Annotated in this window: 20 protein-coding genes and 1 pseudogene; 11 read left to right on the top strand and 10 right to left on the bottom strand. The window is 69.6% G+C overall.

The window, feature by feature from the left end; genetic code table 11:
- Nucleotides 1-353, top strand: a pseudogene (locus QQJ79_RS11590) (glycosyltransferase family 2 protein); the annotation flags it as partial.
- Here the strand turns inward: QQJ79_RS11590 and QQJ79_RS11585 are convergent.
- Both QQJ79_RS11585 and QQJ79_RS11580 read right to left on the bottom strand, forming a co-directional pair.
- Nucleotides 350-1,051, bottom strand: a complete 702-nt coding sequence (locus QQJ79_RS11585) for a P-loop NTPase family protein (RefSeq protein ID WP_284223094.1) — start codon at nucleotides 1,049-1,051, stop codon at nucleotides 350-352. The pseudogene QQJ79_RS11590 and the gene QQJ79_RS11585 overlap by 4 nt on opposite strands.
- A gap of 49 nt (nucleotides 1,052-1,100) precedes the next feature.
- Nucleotides 1,101-2,543, bottom strand: coding sequence for a GumC family protein (locus tag QQJ79_RS11580; protein WP_284223093.1), 1,443 nt, complete (start codon nucleotides 2,541-2,543; stop codon nucleotides 1,101-1,103).
- Between the two features lie 123 nt (nucleotides 2,544-2,666).
- Here QQJ79_RS11580 and QQJ79_RS11575 point away from each other — a divergent pair, with 123 nt between their 5' ends.
- Nucleotides 2,667-3,464 carry a polysaccharide biosynthesis/export family protein gene (locus QQJ79_RS11575; protein WP_284223092.1) on the top strand — a complete coding sequence of 266 codons (798 nt, stop codon included), beginning with the start codon at nucleotides 2,667-2,669 and terminating at the stop codon, nucleotides 3,462-3,464.
- A 53-nt stretch (nucleotides 3,465-3,517) separates the two neighbouring features.
- Here the strand turns inward: QQJ79_RS11575 and QQJ79_RS11570 are convergent, their stop codons facing one another.
- Nucleotides 3,518-4,375 carry an SDR family oxidoreductase gene (locus QQJ79_RS11570; protein WP_284223091.1) on the bottom strand — a complete coding sequence of 286 codons (858 nt, stop codon included), beginning with the start codon at nucleotides 4,373-4,375 and terminating at the stop codon, nucleotides 3,518-3,520.
- An 80-nt stretch (nucleotides 4,376-4,455) separates the two neighbouring features.
- Here QQJ79_RS11570 and QQJ79_RS11565 point away from each other — a divergent pair, with 80 nt between their 5' ends.
- Nucleotides 4,456-5,292 (top strand): enoyl-CoA hydratase-related protein, encoded by an 837-nt coding sequence (locus QQJ79_RS11565; RefSeq protein ID WP_284223090.1) that lies wholly within the window; start codon nucleotides 4,456-4,458, stop codon nucleotides 5,290-5,292.
- An 88-nt stretch (nucleotides 5,293-5,380) separates the two neighbouring features.
- Entirely contained in the window at nucleotides 5,381-6,034 is a 654-nt protein-coding gene (locus tag QQJ79_RS11560) for an SOUL family heme-binding protein (RefSeq protein ID WP_284223089.1), read from the top strand.
- Nucleotides 6,035-6,056: 22 nt separating this feature from the next.
- Here the strand turns inward: QQJ79_RS11560 and QQJ79_RS11555 are convergent, their stop codons facing one another.
- Together QQJ79_RS11555 and QQJ79_RS11550 are read right to left on the bottom strand one after the other, a co-directional pair.
- Nucleotides 6,057-6,359 carry a sel1 repeat family protein gene (locus tag QQJ79_RS11555; RefSeq protein ID WP_284223088.1) on the bottom strand — a complete coding sequence of 101 codons (303 nt, stop codon included), beginning with the start codon at nucleotides 6,357-6,359 and terminating at the stop codon, nucleotides 6,057-6,059.
- Nucleotides 6,360-6,574: 215 nt separating this feature from the next.
- The gene (locus QQJ79_RS11550; protein ID WP_284223087.1) at nucleotides 6,575-7,294 is read right to left on the bottom strand and encodes a glutathione S-transferase family protein; all 720 of its coding nucleotides are present in this window, start codon (nucleotides 7,292-7,294) and stop codon (nucleotides 6,575-6,577) included.
- Between the two features lie 304 nt (nucleotides 7,295-7,598).
- On the opposite strand from QQJ79_RS11550, the gene QQJ79_RS11545 reads away from it, so the two are divergent.
- The 4 genes from QQJ79_RS11545 to QQJ79_RS11530 all read left to right on the top strand — a co-directional run bounded on the left by QQJ79_RS11545 (nucleotide 7,599) and on the right by QQJ79_RS11530 (nucleotide 13,280).
- Complete coding sequence (locus tag QQJ79_RS11545) at nucleotides 7,599-8,198, top strand: RcnB family protein (protein WP_284223086.1); 600 nt, start codon at nucleotides 7,599-7,601, stop codon at nucleotides 8,196-8,198.
- A gap of 165 nt (nucleotides 8,199-8,363) precedes the next feature.
- On the top strand, nucleotides 8,364-9,443 hold the full coding sequence (locus tag QQJ79_RS11540) for an RcnB family protein (protein ID WP_284223085.1): 1,080 nt from the start codon (nucleotides 8,364-8,366) through the stop codon (nucleotides 9,441-9,443).
- A 106-nt stretch (nucleotides 9,444-9,549) separates the two neighbouring features.
- Nucleotides 9,550-11,772: an RNA degradosome polyphosphate kinase gene (locus tag QQJ79_RS11535; RefSeq protein WP_284223084.1), complete on the top strand. Its 2,223-nt coding sequence runs from the start codon at nucleotides 9,550-9,552 to the stop codon at nucleotides 11,770-11,772.
- The gene (locus QQJ79_RS11530; RefSeq protein ID WP_284223083.1) at nucleotides 11,772-13,280 is read left to right on the top strand and encodes a Ppx/GppA phosphatase family protein; all 1,509 of its coding nucleotides are present in this window, start codon (nucleotides 11,772-11,774) and stop codon (nucleotides 13,278-13,280) included. The genes QQJ79_RS11535 and QQJ79_RS11530 overlap by 1 nt, the downstream gene beginning before the upstream one ends.
- A 6-nt stretch (nucleotides 13,281-13,286) precedes the next feature.
- On the opposite strand, the gene QQJ79_RS11525 is transcribed toward QQJ79_RS11530, so the two are convergent.
- From QQJ79_RS11525 to QQJ79_RS11515, 3 genes are all read right to left on the bottom strand, one after another.
- Entirely contained in the window at nucleotides 13,287-13,835 is a 549-nt protein-coding gene (locus QQJ79_RS11525) for a hypothetical protein (protein ID WP_284223082.1), read from the bottom strand.
- Between the two features lie 61 nt (nucleotides 13,836-13,896).
- The gene (locus QQJ79_RS11520; protein WP_284223081.1) at nucleotides 13,897-14,529 is read right to left on the bottom strand and encodes a methyltransferase family protein; all 633 of its coding nucleotides are present in this window, start codon (nucleotides 14,527-14,529) and stop codon (nucleotides 13,897-13,899) included.
- 78 nt (nucleotides 14,530-14,607) lie between these two features.
- Complete coding sequence (locus tag QQJ79_RS11515; RefSeq protein ID WP_284223080.1) at nucleotides 14,608-15,600, bottom strand: M28 family peptidase; 993 nt, start codon at nucleotides 15,598-15,600, stop codon at nucleotides 14,608-14,610.
- A 173-nt stretch (nucleotides 15,601-15,773) separates the two neighbouring features.
- Here QQJ79_RS11515 and ligA point away from each other — a divergent pair, with 173 nt between their 5' ends.
- The 3 genes from ligA (at nucleotide 15,774) to QQJ79_RS11500 (ending at nucleotide 19,885) form a co-directional block, all read left to right on the top strand.
- The gene (ligA, locus tag QQJ79_RS11510; protein WP_284223079.1) at nucleotides 15,774-18,110 is read left to right on the top strand and encodes an NAD-dependent DNA ligase LigA; all 2,337 of its coding nucleotides are present in this window, start codon (nucleotides 15,774-15,776) and stop codon (nucleotides 18,108-18,110) included.
- Nucleotides 18,111-18,173: 63 nt separating this feature from the next.
- A complete protein-coding gene (locus QQJ79_RS11505; protein WP_284223078.1) occupies nucleotides 18,174-18,548 on the top strand; it encodes an iron chaperone in 375 nt (124 codons plus the stop codon).
- Between the two features lie 74 nt (nucleotides 18,549-18,622).
- Entirely contained in the window at nucleotides 18,623-19,885 is a 1,263-nt protein-coding gene (locus QQJ79_RS11500; RefSeq protein ID WP_284223077.1) for a hypothetical protein, read from the top strand.
- 31 nt (nucleotides 19,886-19,916) lie between these two features.
- Here QQJ79_RS11500 and QQJ79_RS11495 read toward each other — a convergent pair whose 3' ends face one another.
- Both QQJ79_RS11495 and QQJ79_RS11490 read right to left on the bottom strand, forming a co-directional pair.
- Nucleotides 19,917-21,740: an aspartyl protease family protein gene (locus tag QQJ79_RS11495; protein ID WP_284223076.1), complete on the bottom strand. Its 1,824-nt coding sequence runs from the start codon at nucleotides 21,738-21,740 to the stop codon at nucleotides 19,917-19,919.
- On the bottom strand, nucleotides 21,737-22,083 hold a 347-nt coding region (locus QQJ79_RS11490), incomplete at its 5' end, for a hypothetical protein (RefSeq protein WP_284223075.1). The genes QQJ79_RS11495 and QQJ79_RS11490, both read right to left, overlap by 4 nt.

Genomic DNA, 22,083 nt, shown 5'->3' with positions numbered 1-22,083 from the left:
GCGGCCGCTTCGGCTGGGCCGCGGACGCCCGGGTCGAGGAGTTCGCCCCGGCCCATCGCGCGACCCTGAACTACGCCCTCGCCCGCGCCTTCGCCTATGGCCAGGGGCCCAGCCAGACGGCGGCGGCGGCGCGGGACTGGACCGGGGTGGCCCGCTGGATGGTCATCGGCGCGGCCCAGACCGCCGTCTGGGGCGCGGCCTCGGCGGCCCTGACCGTCATCGCCAGCCCGAAGCGGGCGGAAATGTATGACCGCACCGCGCGCGGCGTCGGAAAACTGTTCTGGATGAAGGGGTTCGAGCCCCATTTCTACGGCGCGCGGGAAGTGGCCCGGCTGGACGCGGCGAAAGTCTAGCCGGTCAGTCGCTTCAGAAACGCCGGCGGATTGTAGGTCGAGCGGTTGACGACCACGCCAGCGATCTTGCCGCCGACCGCCTCGATCTCGTCGCGCAGCATCAGGGGCTCGTTGGCCGGCCCGCTTTCGGCCGCCACCACCAGGACCGTGGCGTCGACGAAGGGGGCGAGGGTGATGGCCATGTCGTTGCGATCCGCCGCCGGCGCGTCGATCACCACGGTATCGGCGTGTTTGCGCAGGGCGTCCCAGTAGCGGGCGTCGCTGACCGCCTCGGCGCGCTGGCCCGAGCGCAGATGCTCCGCCGCGAACCGGGTCACCCACAGCCGTCCGCCGAGACAGGGCCGGGCGCTCATCAGCCGGGCCGGATGCACGGGCTTGCCGGCCCGGTCCATGATGCGCGGCGTGATGGCGAAGAAGATGGAGCCGTCCGGCGTGGCGATGGCCGCCTTGCCGAGACGGCCGAAACGGTCGGGTTCGTTGGCGACGGCGTCCATCTGACCCTGCTGGGCGAGGTCGGCGTCGATCAGCCAGACGGGGCGACGCGCACGCACGGCGGCCAGCCGGGCGTATTCGCGCGCGACCGTGGAAACGCCCTCGCCGGTGGCGGCGGCGGCGATCTGGACCACGCGGCCGCGATGGCCTGGCGCCGGCCCCAATGCGGCCCAGAGAGCCGCCATTTCGGATGTCAGATCGACCATCGAATCGCTACGCGCCCGGTTACAGGCTCCTACGCTAACACGGGCGGGGTCATCGGGCCTTCATCGGGGCGACGGCCAGAACGGGCATGTCGAGCGTCCGTCCGGTCGAGGCCGGGGTGACATAGCCGCGCCGCGTGAACACCCGCAGCAGGCCGACGCACAGGGCGGTGAAGGCGGCGAACAGGAAGACCACGGCCAGCAGGGGCGCCTTCAGACTGGTGCCGCGGGTCGGGGCCTCGGCGCGCTCGATGACATTGACGTTATCGGCCCCGGCGGCGACCAGGGCGCTGTTGGCGCGCGCGGCGCTCTCGCGCTGCTGGAAGTCGCGCACCAGGGTGGTCAGGGTTTCGCGATTGCCGGCCAGATTGGCGTTGGTCGATTCCAGCCGGGTCATCTCGGCCAGACGGGCGCGCAGCTGGTTCAACTGGCCCTCGGCGACGGCCAGCCGGGCCGCCAGACCGTCGCGATCAGCGGCGGCGGTGATCCGGGTCGTCTCGATCTCGGTGAAGATGGTGCTGGGCCCGGTGCGGACCTCCTTGGGTCCGACCGTGGTGCCGGTGGCGACATAGGCCTGCAGGTCGGCGATCTGCTGGTCGATGTCCCGCACGGGCTGGGCCTCGGGCGTATAGCGCGACAGCAAGGCCTCGCGCTGGGTGCGCAGGGTCAGGATCTGGTCCTGGGCCGAGATGTTCAGGTCCTGCTGCAACACCACCTCGGCGGGCTGCTGCGCCAGCTGGGCCTCGAGCGTCGCCAGCCGCTGGCTGGCCTGGTTCAGCTGCGCCCGCAGCGACAGGGCCTCGGCCAGGGTGGTCTGATAGCTGGCCGCCAGGCTCGCCTTGAAGGTCGCGAAGTCCCCGATGTCGTTGGATTCGAGGAAGGCGTTGTAGGCTGCGTCGGCGGTGGTCAGGTCGTCTTCGAACGCCTCGCGCTGTGCGGCATAGGCCGGCGTGGTCGAGCCCTGGAAAATCTGCCGCCGCTGGACCAGATACTGGTCGACCACGGCGTTCAGCACCTGGGCCGCGCGCACCGGGTCATCGGACTCATAGGACACGGCGATGATGGCGCTGCCGGGCGTGACGCCGACGCCGAGACCGGAATCGAGGGCCTTCAGCGCGGCCGCCTCCTTCTCGGCGGGCGTTCCCGCGGCGCGGGGGCCCAGGATGGTGTCGGCTCCGACGGCGCGGATGGCGCGGCGCTTGACCGCCAGACTTCCGAGGATCCGGGCTTCCGCCCCGGCCACGGCGTCGGCCTCCAGCGGCTGGCTGGGATCGATCTGGCCGACCCGGGACTGATAGACATACTCCTGCCCCGCCCCGGCGTAGACGCTGGCTGTGGCGGTGTAGGTTTTCTTCAGCGTCAGCACCGCCGCCGTGCCGATGGCGAACACGACCAGGAAGATCACGACCATCAGCAGGGTTTCGCGGAACAGCAGGCCGACGACATCGGAGAAGCCGTAGCGCGGGCGGACTGTCGTGTAGGCCGACGTGCGCATGGGGGGCGGACTGATTCCATCGTACTGGACTGTGACCGCCAGCCTTGGGCCAGCGGCGTTAACCACTGGTTACCCATAAGCGCCGACCCTGCCCTCGACGCTGTTTTCGCGGAGTGAGTCCCCATGTCCATCGACCGTCGCCTGCTGCTGCTCGGACTTGTCGGCGCCGGCGCGATGGTCAGCGGCTGCGGCGGCGTGCCGGCGCTCCCCCGCGTGCCGGGCCTCGGCGGCGGGGATGACTACGGCTCGCGCATGCCCATGCCGCAGCAGTCCGGCGCCAGTGGCCGCGTCCAGAGCACGGGCCGGACCTCCTTCCCCGAGATCGGTTTCGCCGACTGGACCGAGATGGAGCCCGAATACGTCCTCTATCCCGGCGACGAGATCGAGATCGCGACGCCGACAGCGGTCGAGCTGACCCGCATCCAGAGGATCGGGCCCGACGGCCGCATATCCCTGCCGATGGCCGGCCAGATCATGGCCGCGGACCGCACCATCGCCGAACTCGAGGCCGACGCCTCCGCGGCCTTCACCCCCTATCTGCGTCGCCCGTTGGTCGAGATCACCCTTAAGACCGCCGGACCGATCCGCGTCTGGGTCGGCGGCGAGGTCCGCACGCCGGGCATGATCGAGATGAACGGGGATCTGGACGCCTATCAGGCCATCATCCAGGCCGGCGACTTCCTGCCGACCGCGAAACAGGGCGAGGTGGCGCTGATCCGGCGCGGTCCGGGCGGCATCCGCATGATGCGGGCGGCCGACCTGCGGCCCCGTCGCGGCGAGGTCATCGCCCTGCGGCGCGGCGACATCATCTTCGTCCCGCGCTCGACCCTCGGCGAGGTCGCCAACTTCATCAGCCTGTTCCGCAACGCCCTGCCGATCGGGTTCAACTATGCGATCGGCGGGCAGTATCAGCAGTTCTGAGTGGCTAGTGGCTAGTGGCCACTAGCCACTCAGCGAATGCCAGCCCGTCCCCCTCACCCCACCACCACCCCCGGCGGCGGCACGCTGTCCGCCGGGACGAAGAAGTCCGGCATCAGGGGCTTGCCCGGCTCGACGCTGTAACGATCGAAATCGCGCTCGCCGCGCTCGTACAGGAAGCTGTCGTCGATCAGGAACCGGCCCGTCAGCTCGCGCGACGGGCTGGTGAAGATGGCGTGGGCGGCGTCGGCCATGATCTCGGGCGTGCGGCAATAGGCCAGCCCCGCCTTGCCGGTCAGGGCGAATTCGATCGCCGCGGTGGCGATGCCGGTGCGGGGCCACAGGGCGTTGCAGGCGATCCCGTCCGCGCGGAACTCCTCGGCCATGCCCAGCATGGCCAGGCTCATGCTGTACTTGGCCATGGTGTAGGCGACGTGCGGCCCGAACCATTTCGGCGACAGGTCCAGCGGCGGCGACAGGGCGAGGATGTGCGGATTCTGCGCCTGCTTCAGGTGCGGGATACAGGCCTTGGAGACAAGGAAGGTCCCGCGGGCGTTGACCTGATGCATCAGGTCATAGCGTTTCATGTCGGTGGCCAGGGTGCCGGTCAGCTGGATGGCCGAGGCGTTGTTGACGCAGATGTCGATGCCGCCGAACCGGGCGACCGCGGCCTCCACCGCCGCCAGAACCGAGGCCTCGTCGCGGACGTCGACGATCAGCGGCAGGGCCTGTCCCCCGGCGGCCTCGATCTCCGCCGCGGCCGAGTAGATGGTGCCCGGCAGATGTTTGTGCGCCTCGGCCGTCTTGGCGGCGATGACCACATTGGCCCCGTCGCGCGCGGCCCTCAGGCCGATGGCCAGTCCAATGCCGCGGCTGGCGCCCGTGATGAACAGCGTCTTGCCCTGAAGTGACATGAGGCTTGGCTCCCGGTTGGTTTCAATAGAAAACGCTTGGATCGCCAGAGACGCAGATTCCGCACAGGAGCGAAAGACCCATGTCGGCCTTCGAGATCACCCGCGACGGTTCTGTCGCCCATCTGCGGCTGTCCCGCCCGGAGGCGTCGAACGCCCTCGACCTGACCTTCTGGCGGGATTTCGGGCCCGCGCTGAAGGCGCTGGATGCGACGGGCGAGATCCGGGCGCTGGTCATCTCCGGCGAGGGCCGGAATTTCTGCGCCGGCATGGACATCTCCGTCTTCTCGGGCGGCGCCATTCTCCAGACGGACACCCCCGCCGACCGCCAGGCCTTCCATCAGGCCGCCCGCGACCTTCAGGACACCCTGAGCTGGATCGAGCGGGTGCGGTTCCCGGTCATCGCCGCCGTCCAGGGCGCCTGCGTCGGCGCGGGGCTGGACCTTGTTTCCGCCTGCGATCTCCGGCTGGCGGCCGAAGGCGCCTATTTCCGCATCGAGGAAATCAACATCGGCATGATGGCCGATGTCGGCAGCCTGCAGCGCCTGCCACACATCCTGCCAGAGGCCGTGGTTCGCGAACTGGCCTATCTGGGCACGTCCCTGACGGCCGACCGGGCCGAGCGTCTGGGCTTCGTCAACGCCGTCCTGCCCGACGCGGACGCCCTGCTCGCGGCCGCGCTCGAGATGGCGAAGGCCGTGGCCGCCAAGGCCCCGCTGGCGATCTCAGGCTCAAAGGCCGCGATCGCCTATGCGCGGGACCACACGGTCGCCGAGGGACTGGAATGGGCGGCGGTGATGCAAGGCTCGATCTGGAACACGGCCGACGTTCTGGCCGCCATCCAGGCGCGCATGACGCGGACGCCCGCCGAATTCGCGTCCCTGTCGCCCCATGCGGGGGTCGGCATCGGCGAAGGGTGAACGTCGGTCTGCGACAAGATGAGCAGGGGCGAAGGGTCGCTACCGTCCCCATGTAGGGGTTGCCCCTGAACACCTGGACCGAACGATCATGAAATCGAAACTCGTCGCCTTGGCCGCGGCCCTGCTGACCTCGGCCTGTTCGACGGTCGGCATCCGCTCCGGCACCGAGGAGCCCGCCTTTACGGAGGTGGAGCGCGTCGGACCGGTCGAGATCCGCACCTATGGCGAGCGGATCGCGGCGCAGACCGTGGTGACCGGTTCCAGCGAGGCGGCGCGCAATCGCGGCTTCCAGCGGCTGGCCGGCTATATTTTCGGAGGGAATATCACCCGGACCAGCATCGCCATGACGGCCCCGGTCGCCCAAGCCGGCGACACTGCGGCTGGCCGGTCGCAGAGCATCGCCATGACGGCCCCGGTGGCCCAGGGGGCGGTGGGTCAGGATCGCTGGACGATCCAGTTCTTCATGCCGTCGGAATATACGATGGCCAGCCTCCCCGTGCCGCGGGACCCGGCGGTCGTTCTGGCCGTGGTTCCGGCCGAGACCTATGCGGTGCTGCGCTTTTCCGGGCTGGGCTCCGCCCGGGCCGTCGCCGAAAAGGAGGCGGAACTGGACGCCGCCCTGACCGGCAGCGGCTGGACTCCCGCCGGCGATCCCGTCGTCTGGTTCTATGATCCGCCCTGGACCCTGCCGCCGCTGCGCCGCAACGAGGTGGCGGTGCGGGTCACGCGTCAGGCCCGCTGAGCGCGGCGCCGGACAGCGATCCTCAGGCGGCCAGCGAGACCACGCCCGCGTCGATCCAGCGGCGGGCCGCCTTCTGGGCTTCCGCGATCTCGTCCTGCTCCATCTCCTGGCTCATCTCGCGGCGATAGACGCGCGCCTCGATGCTGCCCTTCATGGCGGCCAGGTTGAAGATCATGTGGGCCGAGACGCGGTCCATCGGGCAACCGCCCTGGCCGCTCGAATACATCATGCCCAGCCGGAACAGGTCGTCGCCGTTCATGTCAGCGGTCGGCAGGGGCAGGCCCTGCTCCTGACCGAATTGCGGTGCGGTTTCTTGCGCGTTCATCACCGTATCTCCCGGAACCGGCGCCGTTCTGGCCCCGCCCTCTGAGACGCGATCAAATACCTGCGGTTTGAAGGTAAAGTTAACGGCAGGGACCGGTTCCGGCCTTTTCAGTACAGATTGAGCGAATACTGCGCCCCTGTTCAGACCTCTGAAATAACTCGGAAATCCCTGATTCACACCTGCTAACGGGACGTGACCGGGAGGCTTACGAACGGTTACCGCGCCCGCTGTCCGAACAGCATCTTGCGCGCCGCCTCGGCCGCCTTGCCCGAGGCCGCGAGACTACGGCGCATCTCGTCGCCCAGGGCCCGCCCCGCGATCACGGCCGGCCGCGCGCCCACCCGCTCCATCCAGGCCTTCAGGTTCGGGAACTCCGCCAGGTCCTGTCCCTGCAGCTCCGGCAGCACCCAGGGCCAGGCCGCCATGTCGGCGATGGAATACGCCCCCGCCAGATAGTCGCGATCGGCCAGCCGCCGGTCCATCACGCCGTACAGCCGGTGCGTCTCGTCCGTATAGCGCCGGACGCCATAGGCGATGTGGCGCTGGTCCTTGACGATGGCCGGGGCGTACTGGCGGAAATGGTGCGTCTGGCCCGCCATTGGCCCCAGGCCCCCGACCTGCCAGAACAGCCACTGGTCGACCTCGGCCTTGCCGCGCGGGTCCTGGGGATAGAATTGGCCCGACTTGACCCCGAGATATTGCAGGATGGCCCCGGACTCGAAGATCGACAGCGGCCGGCCGTCCGGGCCGTCGGGATCGACGATGGCCGGCATCCGACCATTCGGGCTGATGGCCTGAAAGGCCGCGCCGAACTGCTCGCCGGCGCCGATGTTCACCGGCTTCATCTCATACGGCAGGCCCATCTCCTCCAGGGCGATGGAGATCTTCCAGCCGTTGGGCGTGGGCCAGTACCAGAGTTCGATCGGCGCGGTCATGCGGGGGTCCTGTGAAGCTGAAGCACAGGTGGGACGAGTTGGGGCCGGGTACAATGCCGCGGTTCGGGAGTGGTTAGTGGTTGGTGATTAGTGGCTGGCCCACGCCTGGGCGATGGCGCTGTCTCCGCCGCCCGTCCGGCGCCAGTGAAGCGGCAACCACCAATCACTAACCACTGGCGGCGAAGCCGCCCCACCTTCCTGACATTCGCGTTCAGGGAGAGTTCATCCGCCCGGGGAGACGTTTGCACATGATTAACGGGCCGGACCCGGTTTCCCGTCGCCGTCCCTCAGTTGGAGAGTGATCATGAACCGCTTGACCAAAGCTGCGGTGCTCGGACTGGTGCTGGCCACCGCCGCCCCCATGGCCGCCGAGGCCCAGAGCCGGGGCGACCGCCGCGAAAACCGGCGCGACTATCGCGAGGATCGCCGCGATGACCGTCAGGACTATCGCCGGGAACGGCGCGACGACCGGCGCGACTGGCGTCAGGGCGAATACGACAGCCGCCGGGAGTACCGCGAGGATCGCCGGGACGATCGCCGCGACTTCCGCGAGGAACGCCGCGAAGACCGTCAGGACTTCCGCCGCGAACAGCGTTGGGACCGCAACAACCGCGACTGGTGGCGCGGCCGCAATGACTTCCGCGACTATCGCGGGGCCCGCAACGGCTACTGGTACGCCCCCAGCTACGGCTACTACCGCGTCGAGCCGCGCTATTACGGCCAGCGCTGGCAGCGGGGCCACTACCTGCCGTCCAGCTATCGCAGCTACTACGTCCGGGATCCGTATGCCTACGGCCTGCGCCCGGCGCCGCGCGGCTATCGCTACGTCCACGCCGGCAATGACATCGTGCTGATCGCCATCGCGACCGGCCTGATCGCGAGCGTGCTGTCGGGCGTCTACTAGACCCGGCTCCGCGCAAGGAAAGCGCCCCGCGGGCTTCGGCTCGCGGGGCGTTTTCGTATCGGGGCCCCGGCCGGAGTCCGACAATCCGTTCAGTCACGGTTCATGATGAAGGCGCGACCTTGACGACAAGCCGTCTGACAGGGGCGTGCGGGGAAGAATACGAGAATGAAACGCTCATTGATGGTCGCCGCAGCCGTTGCGGCCTTCGCCGTGCCGGCCATGGCGCCCTTGACCGTCCTGGCCCAGGATGGAGAACGTGACGGAGGCCGCCGCGGCGCCGCCCGCCAGAACGGCGATGAAGCCCGCGAGGCCCGTCCCGACCGCCCGAGCCGCCCGGATCGCCCGTCCAACGAGGGCGGCGGCGATGAACCGCGCCCCCCGCGGCCGACCGGCCCCGGACTCATCGGCGGCGGCGGCGGCGGTCGCCCCGACCGTCCGGATCGCCCTGACAGACCGGACCGCCCTGATCGTCCTGACCGGCCCAACACGGGCGGCGGCGGAGGCGGGGGTCGCCCTGACCGGCCGGACCGTCCCGACCGGCCCGATCGTCCTGACCGTCCTGACCGACCCAATACGGGCGGCGGCGGCGGTCGCCCTGACCGCCCCGACCGTCCCGACCGGCCTGATCGTCCTGATCGTCCTGACCGACCCAATACGGGCGGCGGCGGAGGGCGTCCGGACCGCCCGGACAGACCCGATCGTCCTGACCGGCCCGATCGGCCTGACCGGCCCAATACGGGCGGCGGCAGGCCCGACCGGCCCCAGGACCCGCGTTGGGACGACCGCTGGGATCGTCGGGATGACCGACGCGACGACCGGCGCGATGACCGTCGGGACCGCCGCGAGGATCGTGCCGAACGGCGCCAGGATCGCCGCGAATACAGGGAGTTCCGCAATCGCTTCAACGGCGACCAGTGGCGGCGCAACTGGAACCGAAGCCATCGCGGCGACTGGTGGCGCAGTGACCGGAGATTCCGCGGCTACAGCGGCCTGCGCATCGGCTTCTATTTCGCGCCAGGCTACGGCTACTACCAGGTGCCGCGCAACTACTGGGGCCAGCGCTATCATGTCGGCGACTACCTGCCGTCGATCTTCTGGCGCTACAGGCTGGACGACTGGCGCACCTATGGCCTCGGCTATCCGCCCGAGGGCACGCGCTGGGTGCTGGTCGACAACCACATCTATCTGATCGACGAGTACGACGGCTACATCATCGACGTCATCTTCGACGCCTGGAGCTGGTAAGCCGTCAGAACACGGAGGAAACGCCGCCCGACCCCGGGGTCGGGCGGCGTTTTCCTTTGTCAGAGCAAGGTTGCGGCCATCGCCGCGTCGGGCCAGAACCGGCTCCATGAGCGACCCGGCGATCAGCGACACGACCACCGGCGAGGAGGTCCCCTCCTCGCGCGCGCCGCAGCTTGAGCTGTCCGAGGCCCTGATGGCCTCGCCGACCCGCTTCTTCAACCGCGAGATCTCGTGGCTGGCCTTCAACGGCCGGGTGCTGGAGGAGGCCGCCAACCCGGCGCACCCGCTGCTGGAGCGGCTGCGCTTCCTGTCGATCTCGGCCAACAATCTCGACGAGTTCTTCATGACCCGCGTCGCCGGCCTCAAGGGCCAGGTGCGCGAGCGGGTGCGCGTGCTGTCGGCCGACGGCCTGACTCCGGCCGAGCAGCTCGACAAGGTCAATGTCGCGGCCGGCGGCCTGATGGCCGAACAGCAGCGCCGCTGGCGCAAGCTGCGCAAGGAGCTGACGGGGGTCGGCATCGAGGTCGTGGACGCCGGCCGGATCACCAAGACCGAGCGCGAGCGGCTGGAGCCCGAATTCCTGAACCAGCTGTTCGCCGTGCTGACGCCGATGGCGATCGACCCGGCCCACCCCTTCCCCTTCCTGCCCAATCTCGGCTTCTCGCTGGCGCTGAAGCTGAAGCGGCGCTCGGACAACCGCACCCTCTACGCCCTGGTCCCCGTGCCGACCCAGGTGAAGCGGTTCTGGCCCCTGGCCACCGACGGCCGCTCGACCCCGGGCCGCAAACGCTATCTGACGCTGGAGAGCCTGCTGATGCTCTTCATCGACCACCTGTTCCCGGGTTGCGACGTACTGGAGCGCGGCGTCTTCCGCCTGATCCGCGACTCGGACATCGAGATCGAGGAAGAGGCCGAGGATCTGGTCATGGAGTTCGAGGAGGCGTTGAAACAGCGCCGCCTGGGCTCGGTCGTGCGCATCAAGATCGAGGCGTCGATGCCCGACGATCTGCGCAAATTCATCACCAACGAGCTGGACGCCGCGCCGCAGGACACGGTGCTGGTCGACGGCATGCTGGGCCTGGCCCAGCTGGCCGAACTCATCCCCTCGGGCCACCCCGACCTCAAGTTCAAGGGCTATGAGCCGCGCTATCCCGAGCGGGTGCGCGACAACGGCGGCGACATCTTCGCGGCGGTCCGCGAGAAGGACATGCTGATCCACCACCCGTTCGAGAGTTTCGACGTGGTGGTCCAGTTCCTGCGCCAGGCGGCCCGCGATCCCAACGTCATCGCCATCAAGCAGACCCTGTACCGGACCTCAAAGGACAGCCCCATCGTCGCCGCCCTGATCGAGGCGGCCGAGAACGGCAAGAACGTCACCGCCCTGGTTGAGATCAAGGCCCGCTTCGACGAGGAGGCCAACCTGCGCTGGGCCCGGGCCATGGAGCGGGCGGGCGTCCATGTCGTCTTCGGCTTTGTCGAATGGAAGACCCACGCCAAGCTCAGCGTCGTCGTCCGGCGCGAGGGCGAGGCGCTGAGGACCTACTGCCATTTCGGCACCGGCAACTATCATCCGATCACGGCGCGCATCTACACCGACCTGTCGCTGTTCAGCTGCAACCCGGTGCTGGCCCGCGATGCGGGGCGGGTGTTCAACTACATCACCGGCTACGCCCAGCCCGACGAGCTGGAAGAACTGATCGTCTCGCCCCTGAACATGAAGGACCGGCTGATCGAGCTGATCGGCAAGGAGATGTCCGCCGCCGCCAAGGGCAAGCCGGCGGCGATCTGGGTCAAGCTCAACGCCCTCGTCGACCCCCAGATCATCGACGCCCTGTATCGCGCCAGCCAGTGGGGCGTGCGCATCGAACTGGTGGTGCGCGGCATCTGCTGCCTGCGCCCCGGCGTGCCGGGCCTGAGCGAGAACATCCGGGTCAAGTCGATCGTCGGACGCTTCCTCGAACACAGCCGCATCATCGCCTTCGCCAACGGCCGCGACCTGCCTCACGACAAGGCCAAGGTCTTCATCTCCTCGGCCGACTGGATGACGCGCAACCTGAACCGCCGCGTCGAGCTGATGACGCCCGTGTTGAACGCCACGGTCCACGATCAGGTGCTGGACCAGATCATGGTCGCCAACCTCAAGGACGACGCCCAGAGCTGGGTGCTGGCCGCGGACGGCGCCTATCACCGGGTCACACCCGCCGACCCCGAACGGCCCTTCTCGGCGCACAAATACTTCATGACCAATCCCAGCCTGTCGGGCCGGGGCCGCAAGGTGAAGACCCTGCCGGGCCATCTCAGCTACGAGCCCTCGCGGAAGAAGCGCTGATGCCTGAAGCGCTGCTTTCGGCGATCGGCGCGCCGCGCGACGTCGCCGCCATCGACATCGGCTCCAACTCGGTTCGCCTGGTGCTGTACCGGCTGGAAGGCCGCGCCATCTGGACGGTGTTCAACGAAAAGGTGCTGGCCGGTCTCGGGCGCGACCTGGGGGAAACCGGCCGTCTGTCGGTCGAGGGCGCGGCCCAGGCCCTGACCGCCCTCAAACGCTTCGCCGCCGTGATCGACGGCGTTCAGCCCGCCCACACCTTCGTCGCCGCCACCGCCGCCGTGCGCGAGGCGGAGGACGGCCAGGACTTCTGCGACCGCGTCGCCGCCGCCACCGGGCTGAAGATCCGCGTCCTGTCCGGCGAGGAAGAGGCGCGCTACGCCGCCCTCGGGGTCCTCGCCGGCATACCCTATGCCGACGGCGTGGTCGGCGACCTCGGCGGCTCCAGCCTCGAGCTGGTCCGTCTCGCCGACGGCGCGGTGGGACGCGGAACGACCCTGCCGCTCGGCCCCTTCGCCCTGGCCGATGCCCGCGGCTTCGATGCCGACCGTCTGCGCCAGACCATCGCGGGGCGGCTGAAGCCTGTCGGCGATTACCGGTCGGACACCCTCTATGCGGTCGGCGGCGCGTGGCGGACCCTGGCCCAGGTGCATATGGAGATCACCGGCTATCCCCTGCGCATCGTGCACCAGTACGGGATGGACGCCGCCGACCTGATGGACACGGCCCGGCTGATCGCCCGCTCGTCAAAGGCCTCGCTGGAGAAATGGCCAGGACTGTCGCGCAAGCGCGCCGACACCCTGCCCGTGGCCGCCCTTGTGCTGGAAGGCCTGATCGACCGGCTGGGACTGAAACGCATCGTCCTGTCCGCCTGGGGCGTGCGCGAAGGTCTGTTGTACGAGGCCCTGGAGCCCGAGGTCGCCGCCGCCGACCCTCTGCTGGCGGGTTGTTCGGCCCTTGGCGCCCGGCAGGGCATTTCACCGGCCTTGCCGGGCGCCCTGAACGGCTGGATCGCGCCCCTGATGGCCGCCCTGCCCCCGGTGTTCGATCGGGACCGCGACGCCGTGCTGGCCGATGCGGCCTGCCGGCTGGCCGACCTCGGCGCGCGCCTGCATCCCGACCACCGCGTCGAACTGGCCTTCGATCAGGTCCTGCGCGCCCCGGTGCCGGGCCAGAACCATGCCGAACGGGCCTATCTCGCGGTGGCCGTGAACGCCCGGTACGGCGGCGGCGCATCGACGCCGGAGCCGCGGACGGTGACCCGCCTGCTGACCGAGGAACAGCGTCAGGGCGCCCGCGCCCTCGGCCTGGCGATCCGGCTGGCCTGCGACCTGTCCGGCCGCTCCCCCCAGCTGCTGGTCAACGCCCGCGCCGGAGTGAAGGACGGCGCCCTGATCCTAACGGCCGCCGACGGCTACGCCGACGTCCTGCTGGGCGAACAGACGCGCCGCCGCGGCAAGGCCCTGGCCGAGGCCATGGGACTGAAGCTGGATATTCGCTCGAGCGACTGATCCGACCTAGTCGCCGCCCCACCAGCGCAGGCTGACGGTCTGCGCCGGGGCGTCGCCCACGGTCAGCCGGCCCGTGACCACCACGCCTTCGTCGCCCAGATTGCGCCGCGACGTCGCCAGGGCGCCCGGATCGAGGACGCCGTCGAACCGGACCAGTCCGAGCTCGGGCGATCGGCCCTGAAAATTGATGTAGGTGTCAGACACCGAATAGGCGGTGGGCAAGACACGGGCGGTAACGCTGCGCGCCTCGCCGGTCTCGGTCTGGACCATGGGGCTGGTCACGTCGTCGAACTGCAGCATGACCGGGCCGAAGGTCCCGCTCCGGCTTCCGCCCTCCCAGGCCTGGAACTCCTGCGCCTGGCCGACGAAGACATGGTCGAACGACCATTTCCCGATCCGCACCTCGCTCGCCGGCATATAGTAGCCGGACAGGTCCGCGCTCATGCTGTGGCTGAACACCGTGGCGGCGGGGGCCGGGGCTTCCGCCGGAGACTCCGGCCGGTCGCAGGACGCCAGAAGCAGCAGGCCGACCGCCAGACCGATGAGATTGCGCATGACGAGGCCTCCCTGAACGTGCGGCTCCGACCGGATCACGGCGCGGTCCGCCTGTCCACTGTCAGGGCAGGTAGGCGACGACGCGCAGCCAGTGCGCCGCCTGCCCGGCGTCGATCAGCTCAAACACCGGAATCGCCAGCAGGAAGACCAGTCCGTCGCGGATCGTCGTCACGAACAGGGTCGGCCGGATGGTCAGATCACCCTCGTCCCGCCACAGCGAGAAACGCGGCCAGAAGCGCGGCGTGCGGGCCTTGTAGGCGAGGTAGACGGCCCCGAACTCCCGTTCCAGGAACGCTTCTTCCCGCCGCACCGTCAGATAGAAGACAGCCATGGCCGCCAGCACGAAGCCCAGACCTATCGTGACGCTGCCGCTCTGCGCCCCGATCCCGAAGGCGCCGATGAAGCTGAAGACGTAGAGCGGGTTGCGGGTGATCGAATATGGACCGCGATCGACGATCTCGGCCTTCTTGCGCCCGCCGATGTACAGTGAGCACCAGGCCCGGCCGACGATCGACAGGATCATGGCGACGAAGCCGACGGACTCGACGTGCTCATGCCACTCGCCGTCGACCCCGCCGATCGACTGGGTGACCAGGGCCAGTCCGACCAGCCCCACAAGCGCGACGAGCACCGCCGCCTTGCGAATCTTCTGAACCGCGCCAAGGTCCAGCGTCGGTCGATGTGTGGTCGTCATGCGGTCGCCTCCGGTCGCCAAACCAGACGACCGAAGCGTGACCAACGCAAGCCCGTATCTTTACGGGTGCGCTCGCGATCAGCGGTCGAGGCTGCGGTCCAGCGCCCGGAACGAGGCGATCGAAAGCTCGGTTGCGCTGATGAAGACCGAGGGCGTGATCTTCTCGAAATCGTCCGACGGGCGATGATAGTCGGGGTGGTAGTTCACTCCCAGATACAGGAACGGCACCTGGGCCCGGTGGAAGGCCGCGTGGTCCGAGGATTCGACCCAATTGTCCTCGCCGGTGTCCTGCGGCGTGTCCTTGCCGAAGGCGAGGGCCACGGCGCCATTGGCCGGGATGCCCTCCAGGATCGGACGGAGGGCCGGGTTCTGATAGGTGCCCGTGACCCACAGCTTGCCGTCGGTCTCGGCCCGCGCCGTCATGTCGAAATTCAGGTTCATGGCGATGGATTCGAGCGGCATCGGCGGCGCCTCGACGAAATGCTTCGCGCCCAGCAGGCCGTGCTCCTCGCCGTCGAGGGCCACGATCAGCACGCTGTGCTCCGGGGCCTGACGCTTCAGATCGGCGGCGAGCGCCAGCATGGTCGCCACGCCCGAGGCGTTGTCGTCGGCGCCGTTGAACACCTGGCCCTCGGCGTTGACGCCGACATGGTCGTAGTGAGCCGTGACGACGATATAGCGGTCGGTCACGCGCGTGCCGGGGATCACCCCGATGACATTGACGCCATTGTACGTCTTGGGACCCGCGCGGGTCCGGCCCTGCATCTCCCAAGGCTGCAGCCGGCCCATGGGCGGGGCGGCCACGCCCAGCGCCTCCAGCCGGCCGACGATATAGTTGCGCGCCATCTCCCCGCCCGGCGCGCCCGTGTCACGGCCCTGCATGGCGTCCGCCGACAGGATGCGCACGTCGTCCAGCAATTGGGCGTGCATCGCCGACGGAGCCGGCTCCGCGGCGGCGGCGGGCGGCGACGCCTCGGGCCCGAACAGCCCGCCGCAACCCGAAAGCAGCAGGGCGCCGCCCATGACGGCGGAAAGCGCGGTGGACAGGGCGAGAAGACGGGCGTGACGCATGGGGGCTCCTTGAGACCGGCGGACGCTAGCGGAGCGGCGCGAAGGTGTCAGTTTAACTCCCTGTCATGCGGGATTCTGTGGCGGCAATCGGACGGCGGACCTCGAAACCCGGGCGGGCGATGCTAGAACGAGCCAAAGAATCCCACCCCGGGATTCCTTCCGGCGAGCCCTCCATGTCCGACACCCCCGTCGATCAGCTGACCGAGTCCGCCGCGCGCGAGGAACTCGACCGGCTGGCCGCCGAACTGGCCCGGCACGACGCCCTCTATCACCGCGAGGCCGCGCCCGAGATCTCCGACGCCGACTATGACGCCCTCAAGCGGCGCGCGCTCGAGATCGAGGAGCTGTTCCCCGACCTGACCAGCCCCGCCTCGCCCTCCCAGGTGGTCGGCGCCCCGATCTCCAGCCAGTTCGCCCCGGTGCGCCACGGCGTGCCCATGCTGTCGCTCGACAACGCCTTCTCGGCCGAGGAAGTCACCGATTTCGTCGCCCGCATCCGCCGCTTCCTGAGGCTGCCGGGGGATGAACCCGTCGCCTTCGTCGGCGAACCCAAGATCGACGGCCTGTCGGCCAGCCTGCGCTATGAAAGGGGTATGCTGGTCACCGGCGCCACCCGCGGCGACGGCCGCACGGGAGAGGACGTCACCGCCAACCTGCGCACCATCGCCGACATTCCGCAGAGCCTGCCCGGCAAGGGCTGGCCCGACGTCATCGAGGTGCGCGGCGAGGTCTATGCCCCCAATGACGCCTTCGACGCCTTCAACGCCGCGGCGGAGGCGGAGGGCCAACGCACCTACGCCAACCCGCGCAATTTCGCCGCCGGCTCGCTGCGCCAGAAGGACCCGACGATCACGGCGAAGCGGCCGCTGCGCTTCTTCGCCTACGCCTGGGGCGAGACCTCCGCCGCCTTCGCCGACACGCAAGCCGACGCCCTGAAGGCCCTGGAAAGCTGGGGATTTCACGTCAATGCGCGATCCCGTCGGGTCGAGGACGCGGCCGGCCTTCAGGCCCTCTACGCTGAACTGGAGCGCGACCGCGCGGGCCTCGGCTATGACATCGACGGCGTGGTCTACAAGGTCGACCGGCTGGACTGGCAGGCGCGGCTGGGCTTCGTCGCCCGCACCCCCCGCTGGGCCATCGCCCACAAATTCCCGGCGCAACAGGCGACGACGGTGCTGGAGGATATCGACATCCAGGTCGGGCGCACGGGGTCGCACACGCCCGTGGCCCGTCTGCATCCGGTGACGGTCGGCGGCGTGGTGGTGCGCAACGCCACCCTGCACAATGCGGACGAGATCGCCCGCCTCGACGTCCGCCTCGGCGATACCGTGACCCTGCAGCGCGCCGGCGACGTGATCCCGCAAATCCTGGGCGTCGTCGATGCGGACCGCCCCGGTCGCGGCCCGCCCTGGGAATTCCCCCACCTCTGCATCTGCCCCTTGAAGACGGCGCTGGTGAAGGAGACCAACGCCTCAGGGGTCGAGAGCGTGGTCCGCCGCTGCACGGGCGAACTGGCCTGCCCCTTCCAGCGCATCGAACACCTCAAGCATTTCTGCAGCCGCCGCGCCTTCGACATTGAAGGTCTTGGCGAAAAGCAGATCATAGCCTTCCACGATCGCGGCTGGCTCAGCCAGCCCGCCGACATCTTCCGCCTCGCCCGCGACGCCGAAAAGCTGGACGCCCTGCGCAACGAGGACGGCTATGGCGAGGTCAGCGTGCGCAACCTCGTCGCTGGCATCGACGCCCGCCGCACCATCGCCCTGGACCGCTTCATCTACGGGCTCGGCGTGCGCGATATCGGCGAACAGACCTCCATCGTCCTGGCCCGCGCCTTCGAGACCTGGCCCGCCTTCGAGGCCGCCTGCCTCGCCGCCGCCGAAGGCATGCCCAGCGAGGACTGGGTCCGTCTGAACGAGGCCCACGCCGTCTCGCCGCGCGTGGTCGCGACCCTGGCCGAGGCCTCGCCACCCGCCGACGATCCCTGGCCCGAGGCGCCGATCGACCAGAAGATCGCACTCGCCTTCCCCGGCCTCGCGGCGCCCGCCCGGCGCGGCCTCGCCACCCTGGCCGACGACTGGGCCGGTCTGGTCCGCCTGGCCGCCGTCGCCCGCAATGAAGGCCCGTCCGAAGGCCTCGGCCAGATCGCCGGAGTCTCCGGCGTGGGCCCGGTCGCGGCCCGGGCCCTGGCCCTGTTCTTCCGCGAACCCCACAACCGCGCCATGGTCGACGCCCTCGTCGCCGAGTTGGCGCGGATCGAGGACGCGGAAAGGCCGAAGTCCGACACCCCGGTCGCCGGCAAGACCGTGGTCTTCACCGGCGCGCTCGAACGCTTCACCCGCGACGAGGCCAAGGCCCGGGCCGAATCCCTCGGCGCCAAGGTGTCCGGCTCGGTGTCGAAGAAGACCGACTACCTCGTGGCCGGCCCCGGCGCCGGCTCCAAGATGGCCGACGCCCTCAAACACGGCGTCACGGTTCTGACCGAGGATGAATGGCTGGCCCTGATCGGCTGACTTGATCGCGCATCCGAAGAGGTTTATTTAACATATCGGTTAAATGCGGGTCATGAGAGCGCCATGCCGAAAACCGATTTTCGCACCGTCGACGACTACCTCGCCACCCGTTCGGATGAGGAGCGGGCCGTCCTTCTGCGGATGCAGGACGCCATCCTGTCGGCGGTTCCGGAAGCCGAACCGGCGATCAGCTACCAGCTGCCCGCCTACAAGGCCGACGGCTGGATTTTCTACATTTCCGCCTTCACCCGCCACTACACCCTGTCCTGCCCGCCTCCCTTCTTCGAGGGGTTCAGGGAAGAGCTGGCGCCGTATGTCGTCTCCAAATCGGCCGTGCGGTTCCCCAAGGACCGGCCCGTTCCCTATTCCCTGATCTCGAAAATGGCGAAGGTCCGGGCCCGGGAGAACCGGGAGCGCGCCGCGAAGAAGACGGCCTGACCGGTCGCCCGCCGTAACCCCGAACCGTTTCAGGCGTTCCGTGACTGCAGCAAGAGCGGTTCCGGGACGAAACCATGGCCGACAACCCATCGAACCGCGCGAACAGCGGGAGCATGGCCGGCGCCCGCGCCGCCTCCGGGCCGGAGGTTCGTCCATCCATCGAACGCTTCTCCAGCGAAGACCTCGGCTCCATGCTCGAACGCTTCCAGTCCTCGGGCATGCTCGATGAGGGCCGCATCAACCTGATCGGGCTGGACGCCATCGCCGACCGCCTCGGTGATCGCTGGGAGGGCCGTCGCGAGCAGATCTATCAGCACGTCGATCGCTCGCTGGGCAAACATCTCGAAAGCGGCGGCTTCTTCCAGCGCGTCTCGCCGACCGACTATCTCGTAGTCCAGCCCGAGCTCGGCAAGTTCGGCGGCCAGGCCTCCTGCATGCTCTACCTGCGCGACCTGCTGGGCCATTTCCTCGGCGGCGCCGCGCCCGAAGAACTGGACGTGCTGGAAGTGACCAGCCTCAGCGGCGGCCGGATTTTCGCGGTGGAGATCGACGGCGCCTACGCCCTGGAGGCCGCCCGCACCGAACCGCGTGTCACCCCGCCCGGGGCGACGGAACCGCCGGAAGCCTGGAACCCGTTCGTCGCCGCCGACGGCCGGACCCTGCGGGTCTCATGCACGCTCGAGCCCGTCTTCGAACTCAAGACCTTCAGCCAGATCGGCTTTCGTATCGCGCGCCGGGTCCTGGTCATGCCGGCGGAAACCGAGCTGAGCGCCCAGGAGCTTCGCAACCTGACCACGGCCGATGTCGAGCGGGTCGATCTCGCCACCATCGCGCGCGGGGTCAGCCGCCTGCGCTCCGAACAGGGCAACGCCAAACAGCCCACCCTCTTCCTGCCGGTCTCCTATACGACCCTGTCGAGCCAGCGCGGACGCGCCCCGCTGATCGCCCGGTTCAAGGAGGCGACCGACGGTGTGGAAAAGGGCGTGGTCTGCGAGATCTGCGACATCGAGGGCGTGCCGGGAAGCGCGCTGGCCGGCGTGGCCGTCCTGATCAAGCCGTTCTGCCTGATCGTCGTCGGCAAGCTGCACCTGGCCCCCGGCCGCACGCCCGAAGACCTGCGCGACGTCCGGCTGCAGGGCGTCGCCTTCGAGGCCGGCCCACACCCGATGGACCATCGCGACTTCATGACCTGGGCCGAGCGGGCGATCACGAACACGCGGCGGGTGACCCGCTCGGTCATCATTCACGGCCTGCAGGGACCCGAGTATCTGGCCCTGGCCGGTCTGGCCGGCGCGTCACACGCCAGTCTCGGCGCCCGACCCGCGCCGCCCGCCTGACAGGCCGGTCCGGCGGCGATCGCCCGACCGGTCAGTAGAAGTCGCGAGCCTCGAGGGTCCGGGTCTCCCCGCCCTCCAGCGTCAGGACCACCGTCCGGCCCGCCGCGCCGGTGACGATGGCCCGCAGGGCGGCCGCATCCAGCGCCGACGCCTCCACGCCGTCGATGGCGACGATCCGGGCGCCGGCGGCCCACCCGGCTTCGGCGGCCGGCGAATTGGGCGACACCCGCTGCACCACGACGGCCCCGGCCTCCTTGCGCAGGCTCAGCCCCAGCCGGTCGCGCGCGAACGGCCGGCCCAGGCTCTCCGGCGTGGCGCCCAGCCACAGCCGCCCGCCCTCGAAATCGGTGATCAGGCGGAACCGGCCCAGCACGCCGAGCCCGACGTTTCCCGCCGCGCGGTCGCTGTCCACCGCCGACGGTCCGGCGGGCGGGAAGGTGGCGGGCACGTCCCGCATTTCGAACCCGGCGACTTGGATCGACCGGATCGTGGCGATCCCCGTCTCACGCACCCCGCCGACGGCGCCGGACATCACGGTGGAGCTCGGCCGCCCGTCCATCAGTCCCGCGGCCTCGGCATAGGCCGGATAGATGATCAGCGCCCCGCCGTTGCCGGTGTCGAAATCGAACAGCGCCGGCGCCTGCCCCTCGATCGACAGCGGGATCGCCCGGATCGACCCGGTCGAGGTCAGCGGGACCTCGGCGACGCCCTCGGGGGGCGCGAAACCCTCAGCCTCGTGAAAGGCGATGGCGCGGGCCGGAAAGTCGACATCGACGACCAGGCCGTTGAACGCGTCCTTGCCGAGGATGACCGGCAAGGGTCGTCCGATCGCCTGACCGATGGCCGCCAGGTCGATCACCGCCACCGTGCGATCGGCGAAGGTGATTCCGTCCAGCGCCAGGGTCACGCCGCCGACGAACTGGGCCGAGCCGACGCCCCCGGTGCCGACCGCCGCCACCTGGCCGCTGGGCGTCAGGCCGAGCCGTTCGGCGAACCCCTTGTCCAGCACGGTCATCTCGGCCCCGCTGTCCAGCAACACCTCGGTCTCGACCCCGTTCACCGTGGCCGGGATGTAGATGCGCGACCCGGCGAACAGGTCGAAGGTCATGAAGCCGGTCGAGGCCGCGCCGCCGGCGATGACGTGGGCCGCCGCCGGAGCCGGACGGGCGAAGGCGTCTTCGGCGATGTCGGGATTGGCGTCGATCTCCGCCCAGCGGACCCCGACGCTCGCACCGGTCGATTCGGCGGCGGCTTCGGCGAAGGGCATCCGCACGCCTTCCACCATCCGCCAGTCGTCGAAGCGCACGAAGGCCTCGCGCCGGTCGCGAACGCTGCGCAGGCCGTAGAGGACGCCCGTGTCGGGCTCGAGATAGAGCTCATGCACATCGGCGTCGCCGAAATCGACCGCCACCACGGCGAAGGTCCGGCCGTCGCGTTCGACGTCGGGCTTGCGGTCCAGCCGGGCCGGATCATCCAGCACCGCCTCGAACATCAGCAGGGCGTCGCGGCGCAGGTCCTCGGCCGCCGTCGGCCCGAGATCCTCGACCTGGCCCGAGGGCGTCAGGGTCCAGCCCGTCGCGCCGCGCCGCGCGCTGGCGTTCCGCACCACGCCGAGGTCGAGGTCGCGGCTCAGATCGCCCGCGGCGGTGGCGATCTGTTCGATCGTTCCTTCCAGCCCGGACGCCGTCACCGCCCCGCGGGCGCGGACGGCGGTCAGCGCTTCGAAGGCCGCCCCGCCCCGCCACTGGCGATAGCGGTCCAGCACCGCGGTCGGGTCGTCGGCGAGAGCCGCGCCGGACCACAGGACGCTCAGAACGGAGGTCGCGGCCGCGACCAGACGGGTATGGCGGGTCATGCGACGGCCTCCTCGATACCGGTTTCAGACAGGGGTTCGGGTCCGACCAGCGCCCGCAGCCCGCGCGGCGCGGCGCCCAGCAGGGACAGGTGGGCGGTCGGGCCCAGGGCTTCGGCGCTGATATCCGTCAGGCGGATTTCCGCCGACAGACCGCTGTGCTGCAGGCAGCTCAGATAGGCGCTGTCGCTCCACACGGCATGGCGCACGGCGGACAGGTCATGCGCCATCAGCGCCACCAGATGCTCCGCCGCATCGACCACCAGACTCAGCTGGGCGCCCGGCCAGCGGGCCCGGGCGAGGCCCGCGCCCGCCGCGCGGCACAGCACGACGCCTTCCGGCGCGG

The organism is Brevundimonas denitrificans, from assembly GCF_030160755.1.
Taxonomy (GTDB): domain Bacteria; phylum Pseudomonadota; class Alphaproteobacteria; order Caulobacterales; family Caulobacteraceae; genus Brevundimonas; species Brevundimonas denitrificans.
The sequence above is the reverse complement of the archived record's forward strand: the minus strand, read 5'-3'. Positions and strand labels throughout refer to the sequence as shown.